The 18,732-nt window shown below is 72.8% G+C and carries 15 protein-coding genes and 1 pseudogene; 8 read left to right on the top strand and 8 right to left on the bottom strand.

Annotation, left to right across the window (positions count from 1 at the left end; translation table 11 throughout):
* Positions 1-108 precede the first annotated feature (108 nt).
* From lanKC to QBL25_RS14445, 4 genes and pseudogenes are all read left to right on the top strand, one after another.
* Entirely contained in the window at positions 109-2,790 is a 2,682-nt protein-coding gene (gene lanKC, locus QBL25_RS14460; RefSeq protein ID WP_409057446.1) for a class III lanthionine synthetase LanKC, read from the top strand.
* A gap of 44 nt (positions 2,791-2,834) precedes the next feature.
* Positions 2,835-2,960, top strand: coding sequence for a SapB/AmfS family lanthipeptide (locus QBL25_RS14455; protein WP_383271570.1), 126 nt, complete (start codon positions 2,835-2,837; stop codon positions 2,958-2,960).
* A 177-nt stretch (positions 2,961-3,137) separates the two neighbouring features.
* On the top strand, positions 3,138-4,907 hold the full coding sequence (locus QBL25_RS14450) for an ABC transporter ATP-binding protein (protein ID WP_409057445.1): 1,770 nt from the start codon (positions 3,138-3,140) through the stop codon (positions 4,905-4,907).
* Positions 4,820-6,457: pseudogene (locus QBL25_RS14445) on the top strand (ATP-binding cassette domain-containing protein); the annotation flags it as partial. The gene QBL25_RS14450 and the pseudogene QBL25_RS14445, both read left to right, overlap by 88 nt.
* Before the next feature lie 285 nt (positions 6,458-6,742).
* Here QBL25_RS14445 and QBL25_RS14440 read toward each other — a convergent pair.
* Both QBL25_RS14440 and QBL25_RS14435 read right to left on the bottom strand, forming a co-directional pair.
* Entirely contained in the window at positions 6,743-7,351 is a 609-nt protein-coding gene (locus QBL25_RS14440) for a LuxR C-terminal-related transcriptional regulator (RefSeq protein WP_409057444.1), read from the bottom strand.
* A gap of 211 nt (positions 7,352-7,562) precedes the next feature.
* Positions 7,563-8,198 carry a TetR family transcriptional regulator gene (locus QBL25_RS14435; RefSeq protein WP_409057443.1) on the bottom strand — a complete coding sequence of 212 codons (636 nt, stop codon included), beginning with the start codon at positions 8,196-8,198 and terminating at the stop codon, positions 7,563-7,565.
* A 221-nt stretch (positions 8,199-8,419) separates the two neighbouring features.
* On the opposite strand from QBL25_RS14435, the gene QBL25_RS14430 reads away from it, so the two are divergent.
* Genes QBL25_RS14430 through QBL25_RS14420 form a run of 3 tightly spaced genes read left to right on the top strand, consistent with a single transcriptional unit; the run spans position 8,420 to position 11,597 of the window.
* Positions 8,420-9,778, top strand: coding sequence for a glycosyltransferase family 4 protein (locus tag QBL25_RS14430; RefSeq protein WP_409057442.1), 1,359 nt, complete (start codon positions 8,420-8,422; stop codon positions 9,776-9,778).
* Complete coding sequence (locus QBL25_RS14425; RefSeq protein ID WP_409057441.1) at positions 9,778-10,509, top strand: methyltransferase domain-containing protein; 732 nt, start codon at positions 9,778-9,780, stop codon at positions 10,507-10,509. Before QBL25_RS14430 ends, QBL25_RS14425 begins: the two co-directional genes overlap by 1 nt.
* Positions 10,506-11,597 carry a prenyltransferase gene (locus QBL25_RS14420; RefSeq protein ID WP_409057440.1) on the top strand — a complete coding sequence of 364 codons (1,092 nt, stop codon included), beginning with the start codon at positions 10,506-10,508 and terminating at the stop codon, positions 11,595-11,597. Before QBL25_RS14425 ends, QBL25_RS14420 begins: the two co-directional genes overlap by 4 nt.
* 58 nt (positions 11,598-11,655) lie before the next feature.
* Here the strand turns inward: QBL25_RS14420 and QBL25_RS14415 are convergent, their stop codons facing one another.
* Positions 11,656-11,946: a hypothetical protein gene (locus tag QBL25_RS14415; RefSeq protein WP_409057439.1), complete on the bottom strand. Its 291-nt coding sequence runs from the start codon at positions 11,944-11,946 to the stop codon at positions 11,656-11,658.
* Between the two features lie 114 nt (positions 11,947-12,060).
* Between QBL25_RS14415 and QBL25_RS14410 the strand changes: the two genes are divergently transcribed.
* Positions 12,061-12,618 (top strand): hypothetical protein, encoded by a 558-nt coding sequence (locus QBL25_RS14410; RefSeq protein WP_409057438.1) that lies wholly within the window; start codon positions 12,061-12,063, stop codon positions 12,616-12,618.
* 25 nt (positions 12,619-12,643) lie between these two features.
* Here QBL25_RS14410 and QBL25_RS14405 read toward each other — a convergent pair whose 3' ends face one another.
* From QBL25_RS14405 to QBL25_RS14385, 5 genes are all read right to left on the bottom strand, one after another.
* The gene (locus QBL25_RS14405; RefSeq protein WP_409057437.1) at positions 12,644-13,654 is read right to left on the bottom strand and encodes an LLM class F420-dependent oxidoreductase; all 1,011 of its coding nucleotides are present in this window, start codon (positions 13,652-13,654) and stop codon (positions 12,644-12,646) included.
* 109 nt (positions 13,655-13,763) lie between these two features.
* A complete protein-coding gene (locus QBL25_RS14400) occupies positions 13,764-14,618 on the bottom strand; it encodes a hypothetical protein (RefSeq protein WP_409057436.1) in 855 nt (284 codons plus the stop codon).
* Between the two features lie 174 nt (positions 14,619-14,792).
* Positions 14,793-15,797: an N-acetylmuramoyl-L-alanine amidase gene (locus QBL25_RS14395; RefSeq protein ID WP_409057435.1), complete on the bottom strand. Its 1,005-nt coding sequence runs from the start codon at positions 15,795-15,797 to the stop codon at positions 14,793-14,795.
* Positions 15,798-15,819: 22 nt separating this feature from the next.
* Positions 15,820-16,482, bottom strand: coding sequence for a class I SAM-dependent methyltransferase (locus QBL25_RS14390; protein WP_409057434.1), 663 nt, complete (start codon positions 16,480-16,482; stop codon positions 15,820-15,822).
* Positions 16,483-16,760: 278 nt separating this feature from the next.
* Positions 16,761-18,494: an MFS transporter gene (locus QBL25_RS14385; protein ID WP_409057433.1), complete on the bottom strand. Its 1,734-nt coding sequence runs from the start codon at positions 18,492-18,494 to the stop codon at positions 16,761-16,763.
* Between the last annotated feature and the right edge of the window lie 238 nt (positions 18,495-18,732).

Below are 18,732 nucleotides of genomic sequence, written 5' to 3'. Positions count from 1 at the left end.
CAGGACTTTACCCATGCGTTCCGCATGTCGGATCGATGACATCCGTGACTGTCCGTCCCCTTTGCGGCCTGGAAATCTCTCACCCAGACGACATGGGGAGGGGACGCAGTGGACAAGCGGTACGAGGTCTACTGTCTGGCTGACAGGCACTTCTACGAGACTCCGGACCGCTTGTCCGCGGGCAAGAACGCCCCCGGGTTCACGACGGCGGGGCGCCCGGTCCCGCAAGGATGGCGCTCGTCCCGCGAGGGCGACTGGCTGACCTTCGTCCCCCTCGGCGACGACGGGCGGGCCCGGCCGGCGCCCCAGCAGGGCTGGAAGATCCATGTGTCCGCCACGCTGGAGAACGCCGACCGGACCGCCGCCGCCGTGTGGGACCACTGTGTGCCGGACGCCGTCCCCTTCAAGTTCATCGCGGGACCGCACCTGCTCCACCTGCGCAACAGCAAGTACGCGGGACGTGACGGCAGCGGCAAGTTCGCGACGCTCTACCCGGCCGACGAAGAGCAACTGCACGCGATCCTGACGGAGTTGGGCCGCACGCTCGAAGGCTCCGAGGGCCCCTACATCCTCACCGACCTGCGCTGGCGCGAAGGCCCGCTGTACGTCAGGTACGGCGCCTTCACCCGCCGCATGTGCGTCGACGAACGCGGCGGCCTCGTGCCCGCGGTCGAGGACGACCAGGGCCGCCTCGTCCCCGACTCGCGCGACCCCGCCTTCAAGGTCCCCGCGTGGGTGACGCTGCCGTCGTTCCTGGAGTCGGAGCTCGCGGCGCGCAACAACACGACGGTCACCGACCTGCCGTACCGCATGGAGAAGGCGCTGCACTTCTCCAACGGCGGCGGGGTCTACGTGGGCACCGACACCCGCGACGGCCGCAAGGTCGTCCTGAAGGAAGGCCGGCCGCACGCGGGCCTGGCGTCCGACGGGGCCGACGCCGTGGCCCGCCTGGAGCGCGAGCGGGACGCGCTGGAGAAGCTGTCGGGCCTCGGGGTCGCGCCGGAAGTGCGCGACTGGTTCGAACTCGGCGGCCACCGCTTCCTCGTCATGGACTTCCTGGAGGGCAGCACCCTCAACTCCTTCTTAGCCGACCGGCATCCGCTGCTGGTCAGCGAGCCGGACGCGGACGCCGTCGCCGCGTACACGGCCTGGGCGCTGCGGATCCACCGCGCCGTCGAGGACGCCGTCACGGCCGTCCACGAGCGGGGCGTCGTCTTCAACGACCTGCACATGTTCAACGTCATGGTCGCGCCCGACGAACAGTCCGTCTCTCTCCTCGACTTCGAGGCGGCGACCCGGGTCGGCGAAGGCGGCCGGCAGGTCGTGGCCCACCCCGGGTTCATCGCTCCCGCGGACCGCGAGGGCGTGGACGTCGACCGCTACGCCCTCGCCTGTCTGCGGCTCGCCCTGTTCCTGCCCATCACCACGCTCCTCGCCGTCGACCGGGGCAAGGCGGCCCACCTCGCCGCGGTCATCGCCGCCGAATTCCCGGACGTGCCCCGCGCGTTCCTCGACGAGGCCGTGGCCGAGATCGAGCGCGGCGGGCAGGGGCACACGGGGGCCACGGGGGCCACGGGGGCTACGGGGGCCACGGGGGCTACGGGGGCCACTGCGGCCACGGGGGCCGTGCGGCAGGTCTCCGGGTCGGCCGCCCCGCTCGTCGACCTCGCCGACTGGCCCTACAGCCGGGACTCGATGGTCAAGGCCATCCTCGCCTCGGCCACCCCCGAGCGGGACGACCGGCTCTTCCCCGGGGACATCGCGCAGTTCGCCGACGGCGGCGGGCTCGGCCTGGCGCACGGCGCGGCCGGAGTGCTGCTCGCCCTCGCCGAGAGCGGCGCCGAACGCTACGAGGACGGCGAACGCTGGCTCCTGAAGCACACCGAGCCCGCGCCGCCCGGCCTACCCCTGGGGCTCAACGACGGCCTCGCGGGCATCGCCCACGTCCTCGAACGGCTCGGCCACCGCACCCGCGCCCTCGACCTGATGGAGCTCGTCCTCAAGGAGAACTGGCAGCGGCTCCCCTCCGACCTGCACGGCGGTCTCGCCGGGCTCGGCCTCGCCCTCGACTCCCTCGCGCACCGCACCGGCGAGGAGGAACTCGCCCGGCACGCCCTGCGGGCGGCGCAGATCATCGGCGAACGGCTCACGTCCGATGACCCGCCCAAGGGGAAGCCGCGGGCCGGGCTGCTGCGCGGCGCCACGGGCCCCGCGCTCCTCTTCCTGCGGCTCTACGAGCGCAACGGCGACCCCGCGCTCCTCGACCTGGCGGCGCACGCCCTGCGCACGGACCTCGCCCGGTGCGTGGCACGGCCGGACGGCAGCCTCGGGGTGGACGAGGGCTGGCGCACCATGCCGTACCTCGGCGACGGCAGCGTGGGCATCGGCATGGTCGTCGACGACTACCTCGCGCACCGGGACGACGCCGGGTTCGAGGCGGTACGCCCGGGCATGCTGGCCACCGCGCGCTCACGCTTCTGCGTGCAGCCGGGCCTTTTCCAGGGGCGGGCCGGCTTCCTGCTGCACCTCAACCGCAGCACGGCGCCGGGCATCACGCCCCGGGACATCACCGAGCAGATCGCGGGACTCGGCTGGTTCTCCATGCCGTACGCCGGTCAACTCGCCTTCCCCGGCCACCAGATGCTGCGGCTCTCCATGGACCTGCACACCGGAACGGCGGGGTGCCTCCTGGCCCTCGCCGCCGCCCTCGGGGACGGCGGAGCACACGTCCCCTTCCTGCCGCCCCTCGGGCGGCCCCAGAGCCGGTCCCGCCACATGGCGGGGTCGTGACACCACCCATATGGACAACACGTCCCCAAATGAGAGGGAAGATCATGGCGCTTCTCGACCTGCAGAGCATGGAGTCCGACGAGATGACCGGCGGCGGCCACGGTGGCGGCGGCAGCAACGTGAGCCTGCTGCTGTGCTGGAGCGACGCGAGCGTCCTGCTCTGTCTGTGACGTCGATCCGTGCCTGAGCGGCACGGTTCATGAGGGACCGGGCGGCGCCTCTCCCCAGAGGCACCGCCCGGATCCATCCCCGGCCCCACCCCCGTGGCGGCGCTCAGCCGCCCCGCCGCGGACGCTTTGCCACGGACCTTCCGCCACGGACACGAGGACTGCGAGGACCCGGACCGCATGGCGACCACGACCAACCGTCCTCCCCGGCCCGGCCACGACGCGGACCCGCCGGGCACGGCCCCGGACCCGGCCCCGTCGGACGCGGGCCTGCTGAAAGCGGCCACCCGCCACAGCGCGGCCCGCTGCGCGGCCCTCGTGCTGTGCAGCGTCGCCGGAGCGGGCGCGAGCCTCCTCCTGCCGTTCGCGATCGGCCGGGCCCTCGACGCCGTCCTCGCGGGCCACGCGGCCGGCCACGTCGGCGCCGACGCCACCCGCTGGATCCTCCTCTGCGCGGCGCTCATCGCCGCGAGCGCGCTCCTGGACGCCTGCGACGGCGTCCTCACCGGCACCACCAACGCCCGGACGACGGCCTGGCTGCGCGGCCGCGTCGGGCGCCACGTCCTTGCCGTCGGCCCCCGCGCCACCGCGCGCTTCGCCCCCGGCGACCTGGTGGCACGGCTCGTCGACAACGCGGCCCACGCGGGCGTCGCGCCCGCCACCCTCGCCGCGCTGCTCGCCGCCCTGGTCGCGCCCGTCGGCGCCGTGGTGGCCCTCGCCCTGATCGACGGCTGGCTCGTCGTGGTGTTCGTCGCCGGGGCGCCCCTCCTCGTGCTGCTCCTGCGGTGGTTCGTGCGCGTCTCCTCCGACTGCGTGGCGCGCTATCAGGAGGTCCAGGGGACCATCGCGGGCCGCCTCAGCGAGGCGATCGGCGGGGCACGGACCATCGCGGCCGCGCACACCGAGGACCAAGAGGCCCGGCGCGTCCTGGGCGCCCTGCCCGAACTCTCCCGGCAGGGCCACCGGATGTGGCGGGTCCAGGGCCGCTCCCAGGCGCAGGCCGTCGCGGTCGCGCCCCTCCTCCAGCTCGCGGTCGTGGCGGTCGCGGGCCATCTGGTCCTCCAGGAGCGCATCAGCGTCGGCGAGTTGCTGGCCGCATCCCGGTACGCGGTGCTCGCCACCGGGATCGGCATGCTCGTCGGACAGCTGGGCGCCCTGGTACGGGCGCGGGCCGCCGCACGCCGCCTGGGGGAGGTCCTCGCCGAACCCGAGACCTCGTACGGGAGCGGACACCTCCCGCCCGGGGACGGCCTCCTGGAGCTGCGCGGGGTCTCGGTGGCCCGCGGCGGACGCACGGTCCTCGACGGCGTCGACCTGACGGTGCCCGCGGGCGGCACGCTCGCCGTGGTCGGACGCTCCGGCGCCGGGAAGTCGCTCCTCGCGGCGGTCGCGGGCCGGCTCGCCGACCCCGACGAGGGGGACGTACGGCTCGACGGCGTCCCGCTGCGGTCCCTGGGCCGTGAGGAGCTGCGCCGCGAGGTCGGCTACGCCTTCGAGCGGCCCGCGCTGCTCGGCACGACCCTGGAGGGCACGATCGGCTTCGGGGCGCCGCGCCCGGCACCGGCCCGCGTCCGTGAGGCGGCCCGCGCGGCCCACGCCGACCCCTTCATCACCCGCCTCCCCGAGGGGTACGACACCCTGTGCGCGCAGGCCCCTCTCTCCGGGGGAGAGGCCCAACGCCTGGGTCTGGCGCGGGCGTTCGCGCGGGGCGGGCGGCTCCTGATCCTGGACGACGCGATGTCGAGCCTGGACACCGTGACCGAGCACCACGTCGCCGAGGCCCTGCTCCACCACACCCCGCACCGCAGCCGCCTGATCATCGCCCACCGGGCGGCGACGGCGGCCCGCGCGGACGGGGTGGCATGGCTGCACGAAGGCCGGATACGTGCGGTGGGGACGCACGCGGAGCTGTGGCAGCGGGCGGAGTACCGGGAGGTGTTCGGCGCGTGAAGGACCCCGTGGAGCGTCGCGTGAAGGACCCGGTGGAAAGCCCCGTGAAAGCCCCCGTGAACGACCCCATGGAAACCTCACGGGCCCCGCGGGGGACCTACCGCCGGGGTGTCCGGTTCCTCTGGCGCAGGTGGCCGGTGGTGCTGCGGCTCGCGCTGTGGTCGGTCCTGGAGACCGGGCAGACCTTCCTCACCGGGTACGCCCTCGCGCGCGCCCTGGACGACGGGTTCCTCGCGGGGCGCGAGGCGGTGGGCCTTGCGTGGCTCGGCGCGGCGGGGCTCGGCGTGGCCGTGGCCGCGTACGGCACCGGGCGGGTGTACCGCGCGGTCGCCGATCTGGTCGAGCCGCTGCGGGACACCCTGGTGCGGCAGGTCGTCGGCCGGGGGCTGCGGGACGCGGACAGCTCCTCGGTGTCCCGGCTCACCCAGCAGGTGGAGATCGCCAGGGACACGTTCGCGGGCCTGGTCCTGGTGTCCCGCTCCTTCCTCTTCACGGCGGCGGGCGCGCTGATCGGCCTGTTCTCGCTGGCCCCGCTGCTCCTCCTGGTCGTCGGGCCGCCCCTGCTGGCCGGTGTCGGCCTGTTCGTGGCGAGCCTGCGTCCGCTGGCCCGGCGCCAGGAGCGGTTCCTCGCCGCCGACGAGGGCATCGCGGGCCATCTGGGCGCGGTGGCGCCCGGCCTGCGGGACGTGGCGGCCGCGGGCGCCGAGCAGGACGTCGCCGAGGACCTGGACCGGGGCATCGCCACGGAGTACGCGGCGTCGCGTTCGCTCGCCCGCTGGGGCGTCCTGCGTACGGCGGCCCTCGCCACCGGCGGCCAGCTGCCTCTCGTCCTGCTCCTCGTGACGGCGCCCTGGCTCCTGAACGGCGGCGTGACGCCGGGCGCCCTGGTGGCAGCCATCGCCTACGTCACCCAGGCCCTGCTCCCTGCCCTGCACAACCTGATCCACGGCCTGGGCACGAGCGGCGCCCGCCTGGCCGTAGTGCTCCGCCGGCTGACCAGTGACCCGGCGACGACCGGGACCGACCGGGACGCGGACCTGCCGGAGGCGGCCCAGGCCCCCTCCGCAGCCACCGTCCCCGTCCCCGTCCCCGCCCCCGCGCCCGCCTCCGACGCACCGCCCCCCGCCCTCCACCTTTCCTCCGTCACCTTCGCCTACGGGCCCCGGGCCGAGCCCGTGCTGCGGGAGCTCTCGCTCACCGTGCCGCGCGGGGGGCATCTGGCCGTCGTCGGGCCCAGCGGGATCGGGAAGTCCACCCTCGCCGGGCTGGTGGCCGGGCTGATGGAGCCCGCCGGCGGGGTCGTCCGCGTGGACGGGCGGTCCGTACGGGAGCAGGGGGCCGTCGGGCGGCGGGTCCTGATCCCGCAGGAGGCGTACGTCTTCAGCGACACGGTGCGCGGGAACCTGGAGTACCTGCGGCCCGACTCCGTCGGCGACACGGAGCTGCTCGCCGCCGCCCGGGCCGTGGGGCTCGGCGAGGTGATCGACCGGCTCGGCGGTCTCACCGCCCCCGTCGACCCCGCCGCGCTCTCCGCGGGCGAGCGGCAACTGGTCGCGCTGACCCGCGCCTACGTCTCGTACGCGCCGCTCGCGCTGCTCGACGAGGCCACCTGCCATCTGGACCCGGTGGCGGAGGCCCGCGCCGAGCGGGCCTTCGCCGCGCGGCCCGGCGGCACCCTCGTGGTGATCGCCCACCGCATCAGCTCGGCACGCCGCGCCGACCGGATTCTGGTGATGGACGGGACGCACACCCTGTGCGGACGCCACGAGGAGCTGCTCGAAGGATCGCCCCTCTACCGGGAGCTCTCCGGCAACTGGGGCCCGGTGGACGGCACTTCACACCCACCCCTCGCCGCGCGAGATCCGTATGGCGTCGATCCTGTTGCGGGCCCCGGTCTTGCGGGTGATCGCCGCCATGTAGTTGCGCACCGTCCCGTTGGTCAGATGCAGGCGGTGCGCGATCTCGGCGACGGGCGCGCCCCCGGCGGCCAGTGACAGGACCAGTAACTCCCGGTGGGTCAGCGGCATCTGAGCCGCTTTCAGGAATCCGAAGCCCAGGGAATCGTCCACGAACCGCTGGCCCGCCGCCACCTGCCTGATCCCCGTGAGCAGCCGGTCCGGCGGGCTCGCCTTGTCCACGTAGCCGAGCGCACCGGCCTCCATGCAGCGGCGCAGGAGCCCCGGCCGGTTGCCGGAGACCAGGACGAGGAGCGGGCAGCCGAGGCCGCCGCTCACCGGATGGGACTGCTCCCCGAACTCGGCGGAGGCATAGGCCGTGTCACCGTCGGGGTCCACCACGCACACGTCGGGGCGCACCGCTCCCGTACGGTCGAGTGCGTGGCGCCACGGTGCGTGGAACACCTCCAGATCGGGCTCGCGGGCGAGACGTTCCGCCAGGGCCGATCTCAAGAGACAGGCATCGTGCACGAGAAATACCCGGGTCACGCGCGGCTCCTCAAGGGTCCCGCTCCGGGTACCCATGGCTTCGGACAGCACGCAGACCATTAACGGCCACGGTGGCCGCCATGTGTACGCGGAGAATTGGCCAAGCGGGACCGAGACGAGGCTAAGGGGCGCAATTGCCACATGAGTGTGCGCCCCCCCATGCACCGATTTAGGGGTTGCGAAAGGCGTGGCCCCGGGGGTGTGTGACGGGCTACGCGGTCTCGGGAGTCGTCAGGTCGATCAGGCGGCACACCATCTCGATGTCGATCTTGACCTGCGCGATCGAGGCCCGCCCCGACAGCCAGGTGATCAGCGCCGAGTGCCAGGTGTGCTCGATGACCCGGACCGCGGAGAGCTGCTCGGGCGTCGGTGCGTCCGCCAGGCCCATCGCGTCCAGGATGATCGCCGTGGTCAGCCGCGAGACCGTGTCCACCTCGGGGCTCACGGAGCGGTCGGCGAAGGTCAGCGCCCTGACCATCGCGTCCGCCAGGTGCGGCTCGCGCTGGAGGGCGCGGAAGGCCCGCATCAGCGTCTCGGCACACCGCTCGGCGGGCGTCTCGCCCGCGGGCGGGCGCTTGCGGATCGTGGTGTGCATGTGCTGGAGCTGGTCCTGCATGGTGGCGACCAGGAGATGCACCTTGGAGGGGAAGTAGCGGTACAGCGTGCCGAGGGCGACGCTGGAGGACTCGGCGACCTCGCGCATCTGCACCGCGTCGAACCCGCCCCTGCTCGCGAGTTGGGCGCTGGCGTGCAGGATGCGGCGGCGGCGCGCCTCCTGCCGCTCGGTCAGGGGCGGCGACGCCGGATCAGCTGCTGCGACTTCCGCTGCCTTGGCTTCCGCTGTCATATGTCCCGTTGTTCCGTCGTCCCGGTCCGGTCACGTGGTGGGCCAGCATGGCAGGGGCGCCGCCGTGGCGCGAATCACCTGATCCGGGCCTTACAGCGCGGCTACCTGCCGGTAGATTCAAAGCTCGTTCAGCGATCATTCAACGATCAAGTCTGAAACTTGTTCTAGATTACCGTCCCGGCGTAACCTCGCGGACAACCGCAGGGAGAAGGGGGCCGAGAGTGACCGCTGAGGCCATGGAGGCGGGCCCCCGGACGGGGCCGACCGCCGATGGTGACCGTCCGTTGCGCATCGCTCTCCTCACGTACAAGGGCAACCCGTTCTGCGGGGGACAGGGCGTCTACGTGCGCCATCTCTCCCGGGAGCTGGCCCGGCTCGGCCACAGCGTCGAGGTGATCGGCGCCCAGCCCTACCCCGTCCTGGACGAGGGCCTGGAGGGGCTCAAGCTCACCGAGCTGCCGAGCCTCGACCTCTACCGCTCGCCCGACCCCTTCCGCACGCCGAAGCGCGACGAGTACCGCGACTGGGTCGACGCGCTCGAAGTGGCGACGATGTGGACCGGCGGTTTCCCCGAGCCCGCCACGTTCAGCCTGCGGGCCCGGCGTCATCTGCGGTCCCGGCGCGGCGAGTTCGACGTCGTGCACGACAACCAGACCCTCGGGTACGGCCTCTTGGGCGACCTGGGCGCCCCGCTCGTCTCGACGATCCACCACCCCATCACGGTGGACCGCCGCCTCGACCTGGACGCGGCGGCGAGCTGGCGCCGCCGCATGTCCGTGCGCCGCTGGTACGCGTTCACGCGCATGCAAAAGCGCGTGGCCCGCCGCCTGCCCTCCGTGCTGACCGTCTCCGGCACCTCGCGCCAGGAGATCATCGACCACCTCGGCGTCCGCGACGACCGCATCGACGTCGTCCACATCGGCGCCGACACCGACCTGTTCTCGCCCGACCCGTCGGTCGCCGAGGTCCCGGGCCGGATCGTCACCACGTCCAGCGCGGACGTCCCGCTCAAGGGCCTCGTCCACCTCGTCGAGGCGCTGGCCAAGGTCCGCGCCGAGAACCCCGCCGCCCACCTCGTCGTCGTCGGCAAGCGCGCCGAGGACGGACCGGTGGCGCAGGCGATCGAGCGCTACGGCCTCGCGGGCGCCATCGAGTTCGTCAAGGGCATCAGCGACGCCGACCTGGTGGACCTCGTCCGCTCGGCCGAGGTCGCCTGCGTCCCTTCGCTGTACGAGGGCTTCTCGCTCCCCGCGGCCGAGGCCATGGCCACCGGCACCCCGCTGCTCGCCACCACAGGCGGCGCGATCCCGGAGGTCGCGGGCCCGGACGGCGAGACCTGCCTCGCGGTGCCGCCCGCCGACGCCGACGCGCTCGCCGCCGGCCTGAGCCGCCTGCTCGGCGACCCGGAGCTGCGGGCCCGCCTCGGCGCGGCCGGACGTGAGCGGGTTCTCGCCAACTTCACCTGGGCCCGCGCCGCCCAGGGCACCGCAGAGCTGTACCGCGCGGCGATCGCCCGCGACGCCCGCCCGCAATCCGGCCGCCCCGCGGCCACCCCGACGTACTCCGGGAGCCCTCGCTGATGCTGACCGTCGACTTCACCCGCTTCCCGCTCGCCGCGGGCGACCGCGTCCTGGACCTGGGCTGCGGCGCGGGCCGGCACGCCTTCGAGTGCTACCGGCGAGGGGCTCGGGTGGTGGCCCTCGACCAGAACGCCGAGGAGATCCGCGAGGTCGCCAAGTGGTTCGCCGCGATGAAGGAGGCGGGCGAGGCTCCGGCGGGCGCGAGTGCCACCGCCATGGAGGGCGACGCGCTCAACCTGCCGTTCCCCGACGCCTCGTTCGACGTCGTCATCATCTCCGAGGTGATGGAGCACATCCCCGACGACAAGGGCGTCCTCGCGGAGATGGTCCGGGTGCTGAAGCCCGGCGGCCGCATCGCCGTCACCGTTCCGCGCTACGGCCCCGAGAAGATCTGCTGGGCGCTCAGCGACGCGTACCACGAGGTCGAGGGCGGCCACATCCGCATCTACAAGGCGGACGAACTGCTCGGCCGGATGCGCGAGGCGGGCCTGAAGCCGTACGGCACCCACCACGCGCACGCCCTGCACGCCCCGTACTGGTGGCTGAAGTGCGCGTTCGGCGTGGACAACGACAAGGCGCTGCCCGTGCGGGCGTACCACAAGCTCCTGGTCTGGGACATCATGAAGAAGCCGCTGGCCACGAAGGTGGCGGAGCAGCTGCTCAACCCGGTCGTGGGCAAGAGCTTCGTGGCGTACGCGACGAAGCCGCACCTGCCGAAGACCGACGCGTGACGAGCCCGGAGCGGACCGAGCACCTGATCCTGCCGGGCGTCCTGACGGCCGATCAGGCCGTGCGGACGGTACGCGGAATCCTCGACGTCCAGCGCGAGGACGGCGCGATCCCGTGGTTCCGCGGCCACCACCTGGACCCGTGGGACCACACCGAGGCCGCCATGGCCCTGGACGCGGCCGGCGAGCACGCGGCGGCCGCCCGGGCCTACGACTGGCTCGCGCGGCACCAGAACCCGGACGGCTCCTGGTACGCGGCGTACGCCGACGGGGATCCGCACGACGTGACGGACCGGGGCCGCGAGACGAACTTCTGCGCGTACATCGCGGTCGGCGTCTGGCACCACTACCTCTCGACCGGCGACGACACGTTCCTGGACCGCCTGTGGCCGACGGTGGTGGGTGCGGTGGAGTTCGTCCTCGCGCTCCAGCAGCCCGGCGGCCAGATCGGCTGGAAGCGGGAGCAGGACGGCACCCCGGTCGACGACGCGCTCCTGACCGGCAGTTCGTCGATCCACCAGGCGCTGCGCTGCGCCCTCGCGATCGCCGAGCAGCGCGAGGAGCCGCAGCCGGACTGGGAGCTGGCCACGGGTGCGCTGGCCCACGCGATACGCAGCCACCCCGAGCGCTTCCTGGACAAGGACCGCTACTCGATGGACTGGTACTACCCGGTCCTCGGCGGCGCGCTCACGGGCGCGGAGGCCAAGTCCCGCATGGAGGAGGGCTGGGACCGCTTCGTGGTGCCGGACCTCGGCGTGCGGTGCGTCATCCCCAACAACTGGGTGACCGGCGGCGAGAGCGCCGAACTCGCCCTGTCCCTGTGGGTGCTCGGCGAATCGGACCGCGCCCTGGAGATCCTCCAGTCGATCCAGCACCTGCGCGATCCGGCGACCGGACTGTACTGGACGGGCTATGTCTTCGACGACCAGGCGATCTGGCCGGAGGAACTGACGACGTGGACGGCGGGCTCCCTGCTGCTCGCCGTCGCGGCACTCGGCGGCGACGAGGCGACCTGCGCGGTGTTCTCGGGAGAACGCCTGCCGCAGGGCCTCGCCCCGGAATGCTGCGGCGCCGCCACCGGGGGGCAGTAGCGGCGCCGCAGCGGCGCGCCGCTGCCGGGGGGTGACAGCGGCGTCCGCGGTGAAGCGGTCAGTAGCGGCGCAGCCGTCCCGCGATGGCGTGGCCGACCAGGAGGTACACGAGAGCCGCGAGGCCGTAGCCGCAGACGACACGGGCCCAGGCCTCGTCGAACGTGAACAGGTCGTGTGACCAGCCTGCGAGCCAGCTGGCCACGTCGTGGATGAACTGGACGAGGTCGTTGGCGCGATTGGCGTCCAACAGATACATGAGGATCCACAGGCCGAGGATGATGGCCATCACGTCTGCGACGATGACGATGACCCTCGCTGCGGTGCTACCACGTGCTTGTCGGGTGGACATGAGGACCGTTTGACCCCGATCCCCCCGTTGAAACCCGTACGGGCCCGCCCGAGTGGCGGGCCGTGCCGGACGGGGTGAGGCTGCCGGGAGAGCTGTCCACTCCTGGAGGTCCCCGTGTTGCCGTCCGCCGCGACCGTCCGCCGGTCCCTCGTCGCTCCCGTGCTGTGCGGTGCCCTCCTCGCGGGGCTGACCGGGTGCGGCGGCGACGACGCGGACGCCGCGTCGTCGAAGGCCACGCCGTCGGCTTCGAGCTCCGCCGAGAAGCAGAAGTTCGCCAAGACGCGGTTCGTCGCGAACGCGGGCATCGCCGCCGGAGCGACGTACCAGTGGATCGTGAAGCCCTTCCGGGCCGGGAAGTTCAAGAAGGGCGCCGACGGGCGCAAGTTCGCGCTGATCAAGGCGGGCCTCGCCGGCACGCTCGCCTACAACCGCCTGAAGGCGGCGACGAAGAACGCCAAGGGCGACCCGACCCTGTCCAAGGCGGTCGCCCCGCTGACGGCGGGCATCGACGCGCTCAAGGACCTCCCCTCGAAGCTCCGCAAGGGTGAGTCGACGGACTCGGTGGTGAACGCCTTCGACGACGTCATCAACCAGGTGAAGGACGCGGGCAAGGGCGCGGGCGCGGAGGTCAAGGACCGCGTGCCGTCGGCGGGTGAACTGGCCAAGGGATGACCCCGCCGACGGCACGCGGGCTCCGCTAGCCGTTCAGCTCGGCCAGGACCCGCAGCGTGTGGCGGTCCGGGGCCAGGACCAGGAGGTCCGTCACCGGGCCCTTGCGCCACAGTTCGAGGCGCTCGGCGATCCGCTCCCGGGGGCCCACGAGGGAGATCTCGTCGGCGAAGGTGTCCGGGACGGCGAGGACCGCCTCCTGCCTGTTCCCCGCAAGGAACAGCTCCTGGATCCGCCGCGCCTCGTCCTCGAACCCCATCCGCGCCATCAGATCCGCATGGAAGTTTCGCGCGGAGTGCCCCATTCCGCCGATATAGAACCCCAGCATCGCCTTGACCGGAAGCAGGCCCTCCGCAACGTCGTCGCAGACCTTGGCCCGGGCCATGGGGGCGACCATGAACCCCTCCCGCGCCTCCGCCAGCGACGCCTCGTACACGTCCGACCGCATCGGCGACCAGTACAGGGGCAGCCAGCCGTCCGCGATCCGTGCCGTCTGCGCGATGTTCTTGGGGCCCTCGGCGCCGAGCAGCACCGGCAGATCCGCCCGCAGCGGATGCGTGATCGGCTTCAGGGGCTTGCCCAGGCCGCTCCCGTCCTCGCCCTGGTAGGGATGCGCGTGATAGCGGCCTTCGAGGGCCACCGGCCCCTCGCGCCGCAGCACTTGGCGGATCACGTCCACGTACTCGCGGGTGGCGGTCAGCGGCGACTTCGGGAAGGGGCGGCCGTACCACCCCTCCACCACCTGCGGCCCGGAGAGCCCGAGCCCGAGCATCATGCGCCCGCCGGACAAGTGGTCGAGGGTGAGCGCGTGCATGGCGGTGGTGACCGGCGACCGCGCCGCCATCTGCACGACCGCCGTGCCCAGCTTGATCCGCGAGGTCTGCGCCGCGATCCAGGTCAGGGGGGTGAAGGCGTCGGAGCCCCAGGCCTCCGCCGTCCACACGGAGTCATATCCGAGCCGCTCGGCCTCCTGGGCGAGGGCCACGTGGCCGGGGTCGGGGCCGCGCCCCCAGTAGCCGAGTGCGAGTCCCAGGCGCATGCGCGATCCCGATCCCTTCTGACGGCCCGTCAGTTGTCGTACAGGACGGCGACTGTACGACAACGGCCCCCCGCCCGGAAGGGCGAGGGGCCGCGAGGTGCGGGAGAGCTCAGCCGCGCTGGATCCCCGTGGTGTCCTGGAGCACGCCGCGACGGCCGTCCTGCGTCTGGGCCACCAGACCGGGACCGCGCTGCTCGACGGCCAAGTACCAGGTGCCGGGCGCCAGTTCGGCGATCGGCGTCGGCGAGCCGTCCTCCGCGTACAGCGGACGCGGCACCGGCACGGCGAACCAGAACGGTGAGAAGTCACCGGTGGCCTGCGCGGCCCCGGGCGGCGGCGTCTGCTGCTGCGGCTGGCCCTGCTGGGCCCCGAACGGCTGCCCCTGCTGCGGCTGGCCGGGCTGGGCGCCGTACGGCTGCCCCTGCTGCGGCTGGCCCGCGCCCGGGTATCCGTACCCACCCTGCGGCTGGCCGCCGTAGGGCTGGGGGGTGGGGCGGGGGGAACCCATCAGGGGGGCCTTGAGGGCCGGGACCGTCAGGGTGAGGATGGCCGCGACGGCCAGGATCAGCGTGGCGATCAGCGACAGGATGAGGCCGACGCCGGCGTCGACACCGGAGTCGCCCGAGCCCGAGCCCACGTTGTCGTACCCGCTGGACGGGTCGAAGATCTGCCCGAGGGCGCTCCAGGCGGCGGCGACGGTGAAGGCGACACCGAAGTGTCCGAGGTCCAGGCCGAGCACCTTCGGGGGCGTCGGCAGACCGCGCGAGACGACGATGCAGACGGCACCGATGATCCCGGCCAGGGTGACGCCCATCAGTACCGGACCGCTGTTCCAGGCGTTCGGCATGTCCAGCGAGTCCGGAGCGCCTTCGGCGTCGAAGATGTCCAGGAACGAGGCGATGAACAGCAACACCGCTGCCCCGATCACCACGCCGTCGCCTCGAGTGAGAGAGCGGATATTCACTTCAGGTCCTTCGTCAGTCGTCTCGTCGGTGGAGGCGTCGCTCGCCCCAAGGTCGTGGTGCTGAGCGCGGGGATGGCCCCCCATCGTACGGAGGACATTATCGTTCCCCTACGTGGGGTGTCTGCTGGGGATAAAGACCGACCAGCCCACTGCCCCCGCCCGACCTATCGGTCATCACCGCAGGAAACTGGCGATTCCGTCCGAGATCCCCTGGGCCGCCTTCTGGCGCCAGGCGCCACTCGTGAGCAATGCCTCGTCCTTCGCGTCCCGCATGTTGCCGCACTCGATGAACACCTTGGGGACGGTCGACAGGTTCAGACCCCCCAGGTCCTTGCGCACGTCCAGGCCGGTGCCGTCGCCGATGTAGTTGGACGGGGCGCTGCCCGTCGCGCTCAGGAACTTGCCCGCGATGCGCTCGCCCAAGTCGCGTGACGGGACGACGATCTTGGAGGTGTCCGCCGAGCCGGACTTCACCGATGCGGGAAGGATCACGTGGAAGCCGCGGTTGCCCGCCGCCGATCCGTCGGCGTGGACGGAGACCACGGCGTCCGCGCGGGCGTTGTTGCCGATGCGGGCGCGTTCGTCGACGCAGGGCCCCCAGGGCCGGTCGCCGTCCTGGGTGAACTTGACCGTGGCGCCCTGCTTCTCCAGGAGCGTGCGCAGACGGCGCGAGACGTCCAGGGTGAACTGGGCCTCGCTGTAACCGTTGTTGGTGGAGGTGCCGGTGGTGTCGCACTCCTTGCGGTGCGTGCCGACGTTCACCAGGCGGTTGATCTCGGCGGTGTGCCTGCCGTTGCCCGTGTTGTGACCGGGGTCCACGACCACGACCTTGCCCTTGAGGGGCCCGGAGGCGGCGGGACGGCCCGAGGACTCCGCCGGCTTCGGGGACTTCGGCGGCTTCGTCGTGCCCGGCCCGTCGCTCGCGTCCCCGTCACCCTTGGCGTCGTCCTTGCCGGAGCCCGACGGGGAGGCCTCGGGCGAGGAGGAGCCCTGCGCGGACTCGCTCACGGAGGGGAGCGTTCTCGGTGGCTCGCTCCCGCCGGGGCCGCTCGTCGCCTCGTAGATGAGCCACCCGGCCAGGCACGTCGGCACCAGTGCGGCGAGCGTCACGGTGAGAGGACCGCCGGTGAAACGGCGGGGCGGGCGCGGGGGCTGGCCTTCGGGACCTACGTACGACACGAGAGCGACTCTAACCGGGAGGTCAGATCCCCGCTCCCGTTCGCCGCAGGACGCGCAGCGAGTCGGTTGCCGAGACCTCGGTGAACGCGCCGGACCCCAGGGCCCGGAGATAGACGCGGTACGGGGCCTGACCCGTCATGATGTCCGCCGGGTCCGGGAACACGTCGTGGATCAGGAGCAGGCCGCCCTCCGCGACGTGCGGGGCCCAGCCCTCGTAGTCGCCCGTCGCGTGCTCGTCCGTGTGGCCGCCGTCGATGAACACCAGGCCCAGCGGCCCGCCCCACGCCTTCGCCACCTGCGGCGAGCGGCCGACGATCGCGATCACGTGGTCCTCAAGGCCCGCGTGGTGCAGCGTGCGGCGGAAGGTCGGCAGGGTGTCCATGCGGCCAACCTCCGGGTCGACCGTCTCCGGGTCGTGGTACTCCCAGCCCGGCTGCTGCTCCTCGCTGCCGCGGTGGTGGTCCACGGTGACGGCCGTGACGCCCGCCTTCCGGGCGGCGTCGGCGAGCAGGATCGTGGAGCGCCCGCAGTACGTGCCGACCTCCAGGAGCGGCAGTCCGAGCGCCGCGGCCTCCGTCGCCGCCGCGTACAGGGCGAGCCCCTCGCCGGCCGGCATGAAGCCCTTGGCCGCTTCGAAGGCGGCGAGAATCTCCGGCTCGGGCGCCGGGGCCTGCGTCGCGGCCATGGGGGTCCTCCTGGGCTGGTGAACGGCGGTGGATGTCCGCCGTGGGCCGACCCATGCTGCCGTATGGCCCGGCCGCGCGTGGCGGCGGGGCGGTGCGTCGGCGGCGACCCCGCCGAGGTGCTCGGGACCGCGTCGCGGGTCTGGCGGTGGGGGACGGGTCCCGGCGGCGGTCGCCGGACGGGCTGGGCTGGTGCTGATCCAGTGCTGAGCGAGTGCAGATCAAGTGCCGAGCGAGTGCTGGGTCGGCACCGTCGCCCGTCCGGCGTCCATGCCACGCGTCACGCCAGGACGTCGCTCCCGCCCGGCAGCAGCAGGTCCATCTCCACCGCCGAGTCGTCCCCGCGGTGCGCCGCCGCCGAGGCCAGCGGCGCGTGTCCGGAGGCGGTCGCCGCCAGGACGTACGAGCCGTCGCCCGGGACGGCGAGGGCATAGCGGCCGACGTCGTCCGTGAGGGCCGAGCCCGCCTGCCGCCCCCGGCGGTCGATCAGCGTGACCTTGGCCCGCGCGACCGGGGTCCCGGAGGGGCTCAGCACCCGGCCGTGGAAGCCGGCCAGGGCCTCCGTCGCCGCGCGCAGGTTCGCGTCCTCCTCGCTGCTGGCCCGGAGCTGGGTCTTGACCGAGCGGCGGGCGGAGGGCAGGAAGAGGGCGAAGACGAGGCCCAGGGCGACCGCGCCCGTGGCGATGAGGAAGGACGTGCGGAAACCCGTCATCGTGGGGACGGCGACGCCGCCCACGTGGTCCGCGGTGTTGGCGAGGACCATGCCGATCACGGCGCTCGACACCGAGGTGCCGATGGAGCGCATCAGGGTGTTGAGGCCGTTCGCCGCGCCCGTCTCCGACGGCGGCACGGCGCCGATGATCAGCGCGGGGAGCGAGGAGTAGGCGAGGCCGATGCCCGCGCCGACGACCACCGCGATGATGATCGTCTGCCAGGCGGCGCTCATCAGGCCGAGACCGGCGCCGTAGCCGATCGCGATGATCATCATGCCGAGGATGAGGGTGACCTTGGGGCCGTACTTCGCCGAGAGGCGGGCGTAGACCGGGGCCGTGAACATCATCGTGAGGCCGAGCGGCGCCACGCACAGACCCGCGACGACCATGGACTGGCCGAGGCCGTAGCCGGTGGCGGTCGGCAGCTGGAGCAGCTGCGGCAGGACCAGCGAGATCGCGTAGAACGCGACACCGACCATGATCGAGGCCAGGTTGGTGAAGAGGACCGCGGGGCGGGCCGTGGTGCGCAGGTCGACCAGCGGGGCCTTCAGGCGCAGTTCCATCACGCCCCACAGGACGAGGACGACCGCCGCCGCGGCGAACAGGCCGAGCGTCATGCCCGAGGTCCAGCCCCAGTCGCTGCCCTTGGTGATGGGCAGGAGGAAGAGGACGAGTCCCGCCGAGAGGCCGAACGCGCCGGGCAGGTCGAAGGTGCCCTGCGCCTTCACGGTGCTCTCGGGCACGAAGACGACGGTCAGGAGCATCGACACGACGCCGAGGCCCGCGGCGCCGAAGAACAGGGTGTGCCAGTCGGCGTGCTGCGCGGTCAGGGCCGCGAGGGGCAGCGCGAGGCCGCCGCCGACGCCGATGGACGAGCTCATCAGGGCCATCGCGGAGCCGAGCTTCTCGCGGGGCAGCTCGTCGCGCATCAGGCCGATGCCGAGCGGGATGGCGCCCATCGCGAAGCCCTGGAGGGCGCGGCCGACGATCATCACGACGAGGTCGTCGGTGAAGCCGCAGACCAGCGAGCCCACGACCATGACGGCGAGGCTCGTCAGGAGCATGCGGCGCTTGCCGTAGAGGTCGCCGAGGCGGCCCATGATCGGGGTGGAGACGGCGCCGGCGAGCAGGGTCGCCGTCATGACCCAGGTGGCGTTCGACGGCGAGGTGTCGAGCAGCGTGGGCAGGTCCTTGATGACCGGCACCAGGAGCGTCTGCATCACCGCGACGACGATGCCGGCGAAGGCGAGTACGGGGACGACTCCGCGGGTGCCGCGTTGGTGGGTCGTCGACTGCGTCATTGCGTGGGGCCTCCGGGGGCGGTGCGGTGTCTGGCAGGGGGTACGTGCAAGACGAACCTGTTTCCCGGGGCGACTATTCCGACGGATGTCGTACGAGGGGAATTCTTGACCTGTTGTTAACCGGGTGCTGGGGGAGCCCGGTCGTCGCCGGCTGGGCGGCCGAGTATCTGACCTCCCGTCAGGCTTCCCTCGAATTGGAACGTGTTCTAGTCTGTCGCCGTCCCGGAAGCTGCTACCG

Source organism: Streptomyces sp. SYP-A7185, assembly GCF_046103685.1.
Taxonomy (GTDB): domain Bacteria; phylum Actinomycetota; class Actinomycetes; order Streptomycetales; family Streptomycetaceae; genus Streptomyces.
Note: the sequence above shows the minus strand (reverse complement) of the source record. Positions and strands in the feature narration are given on the sequence as shown.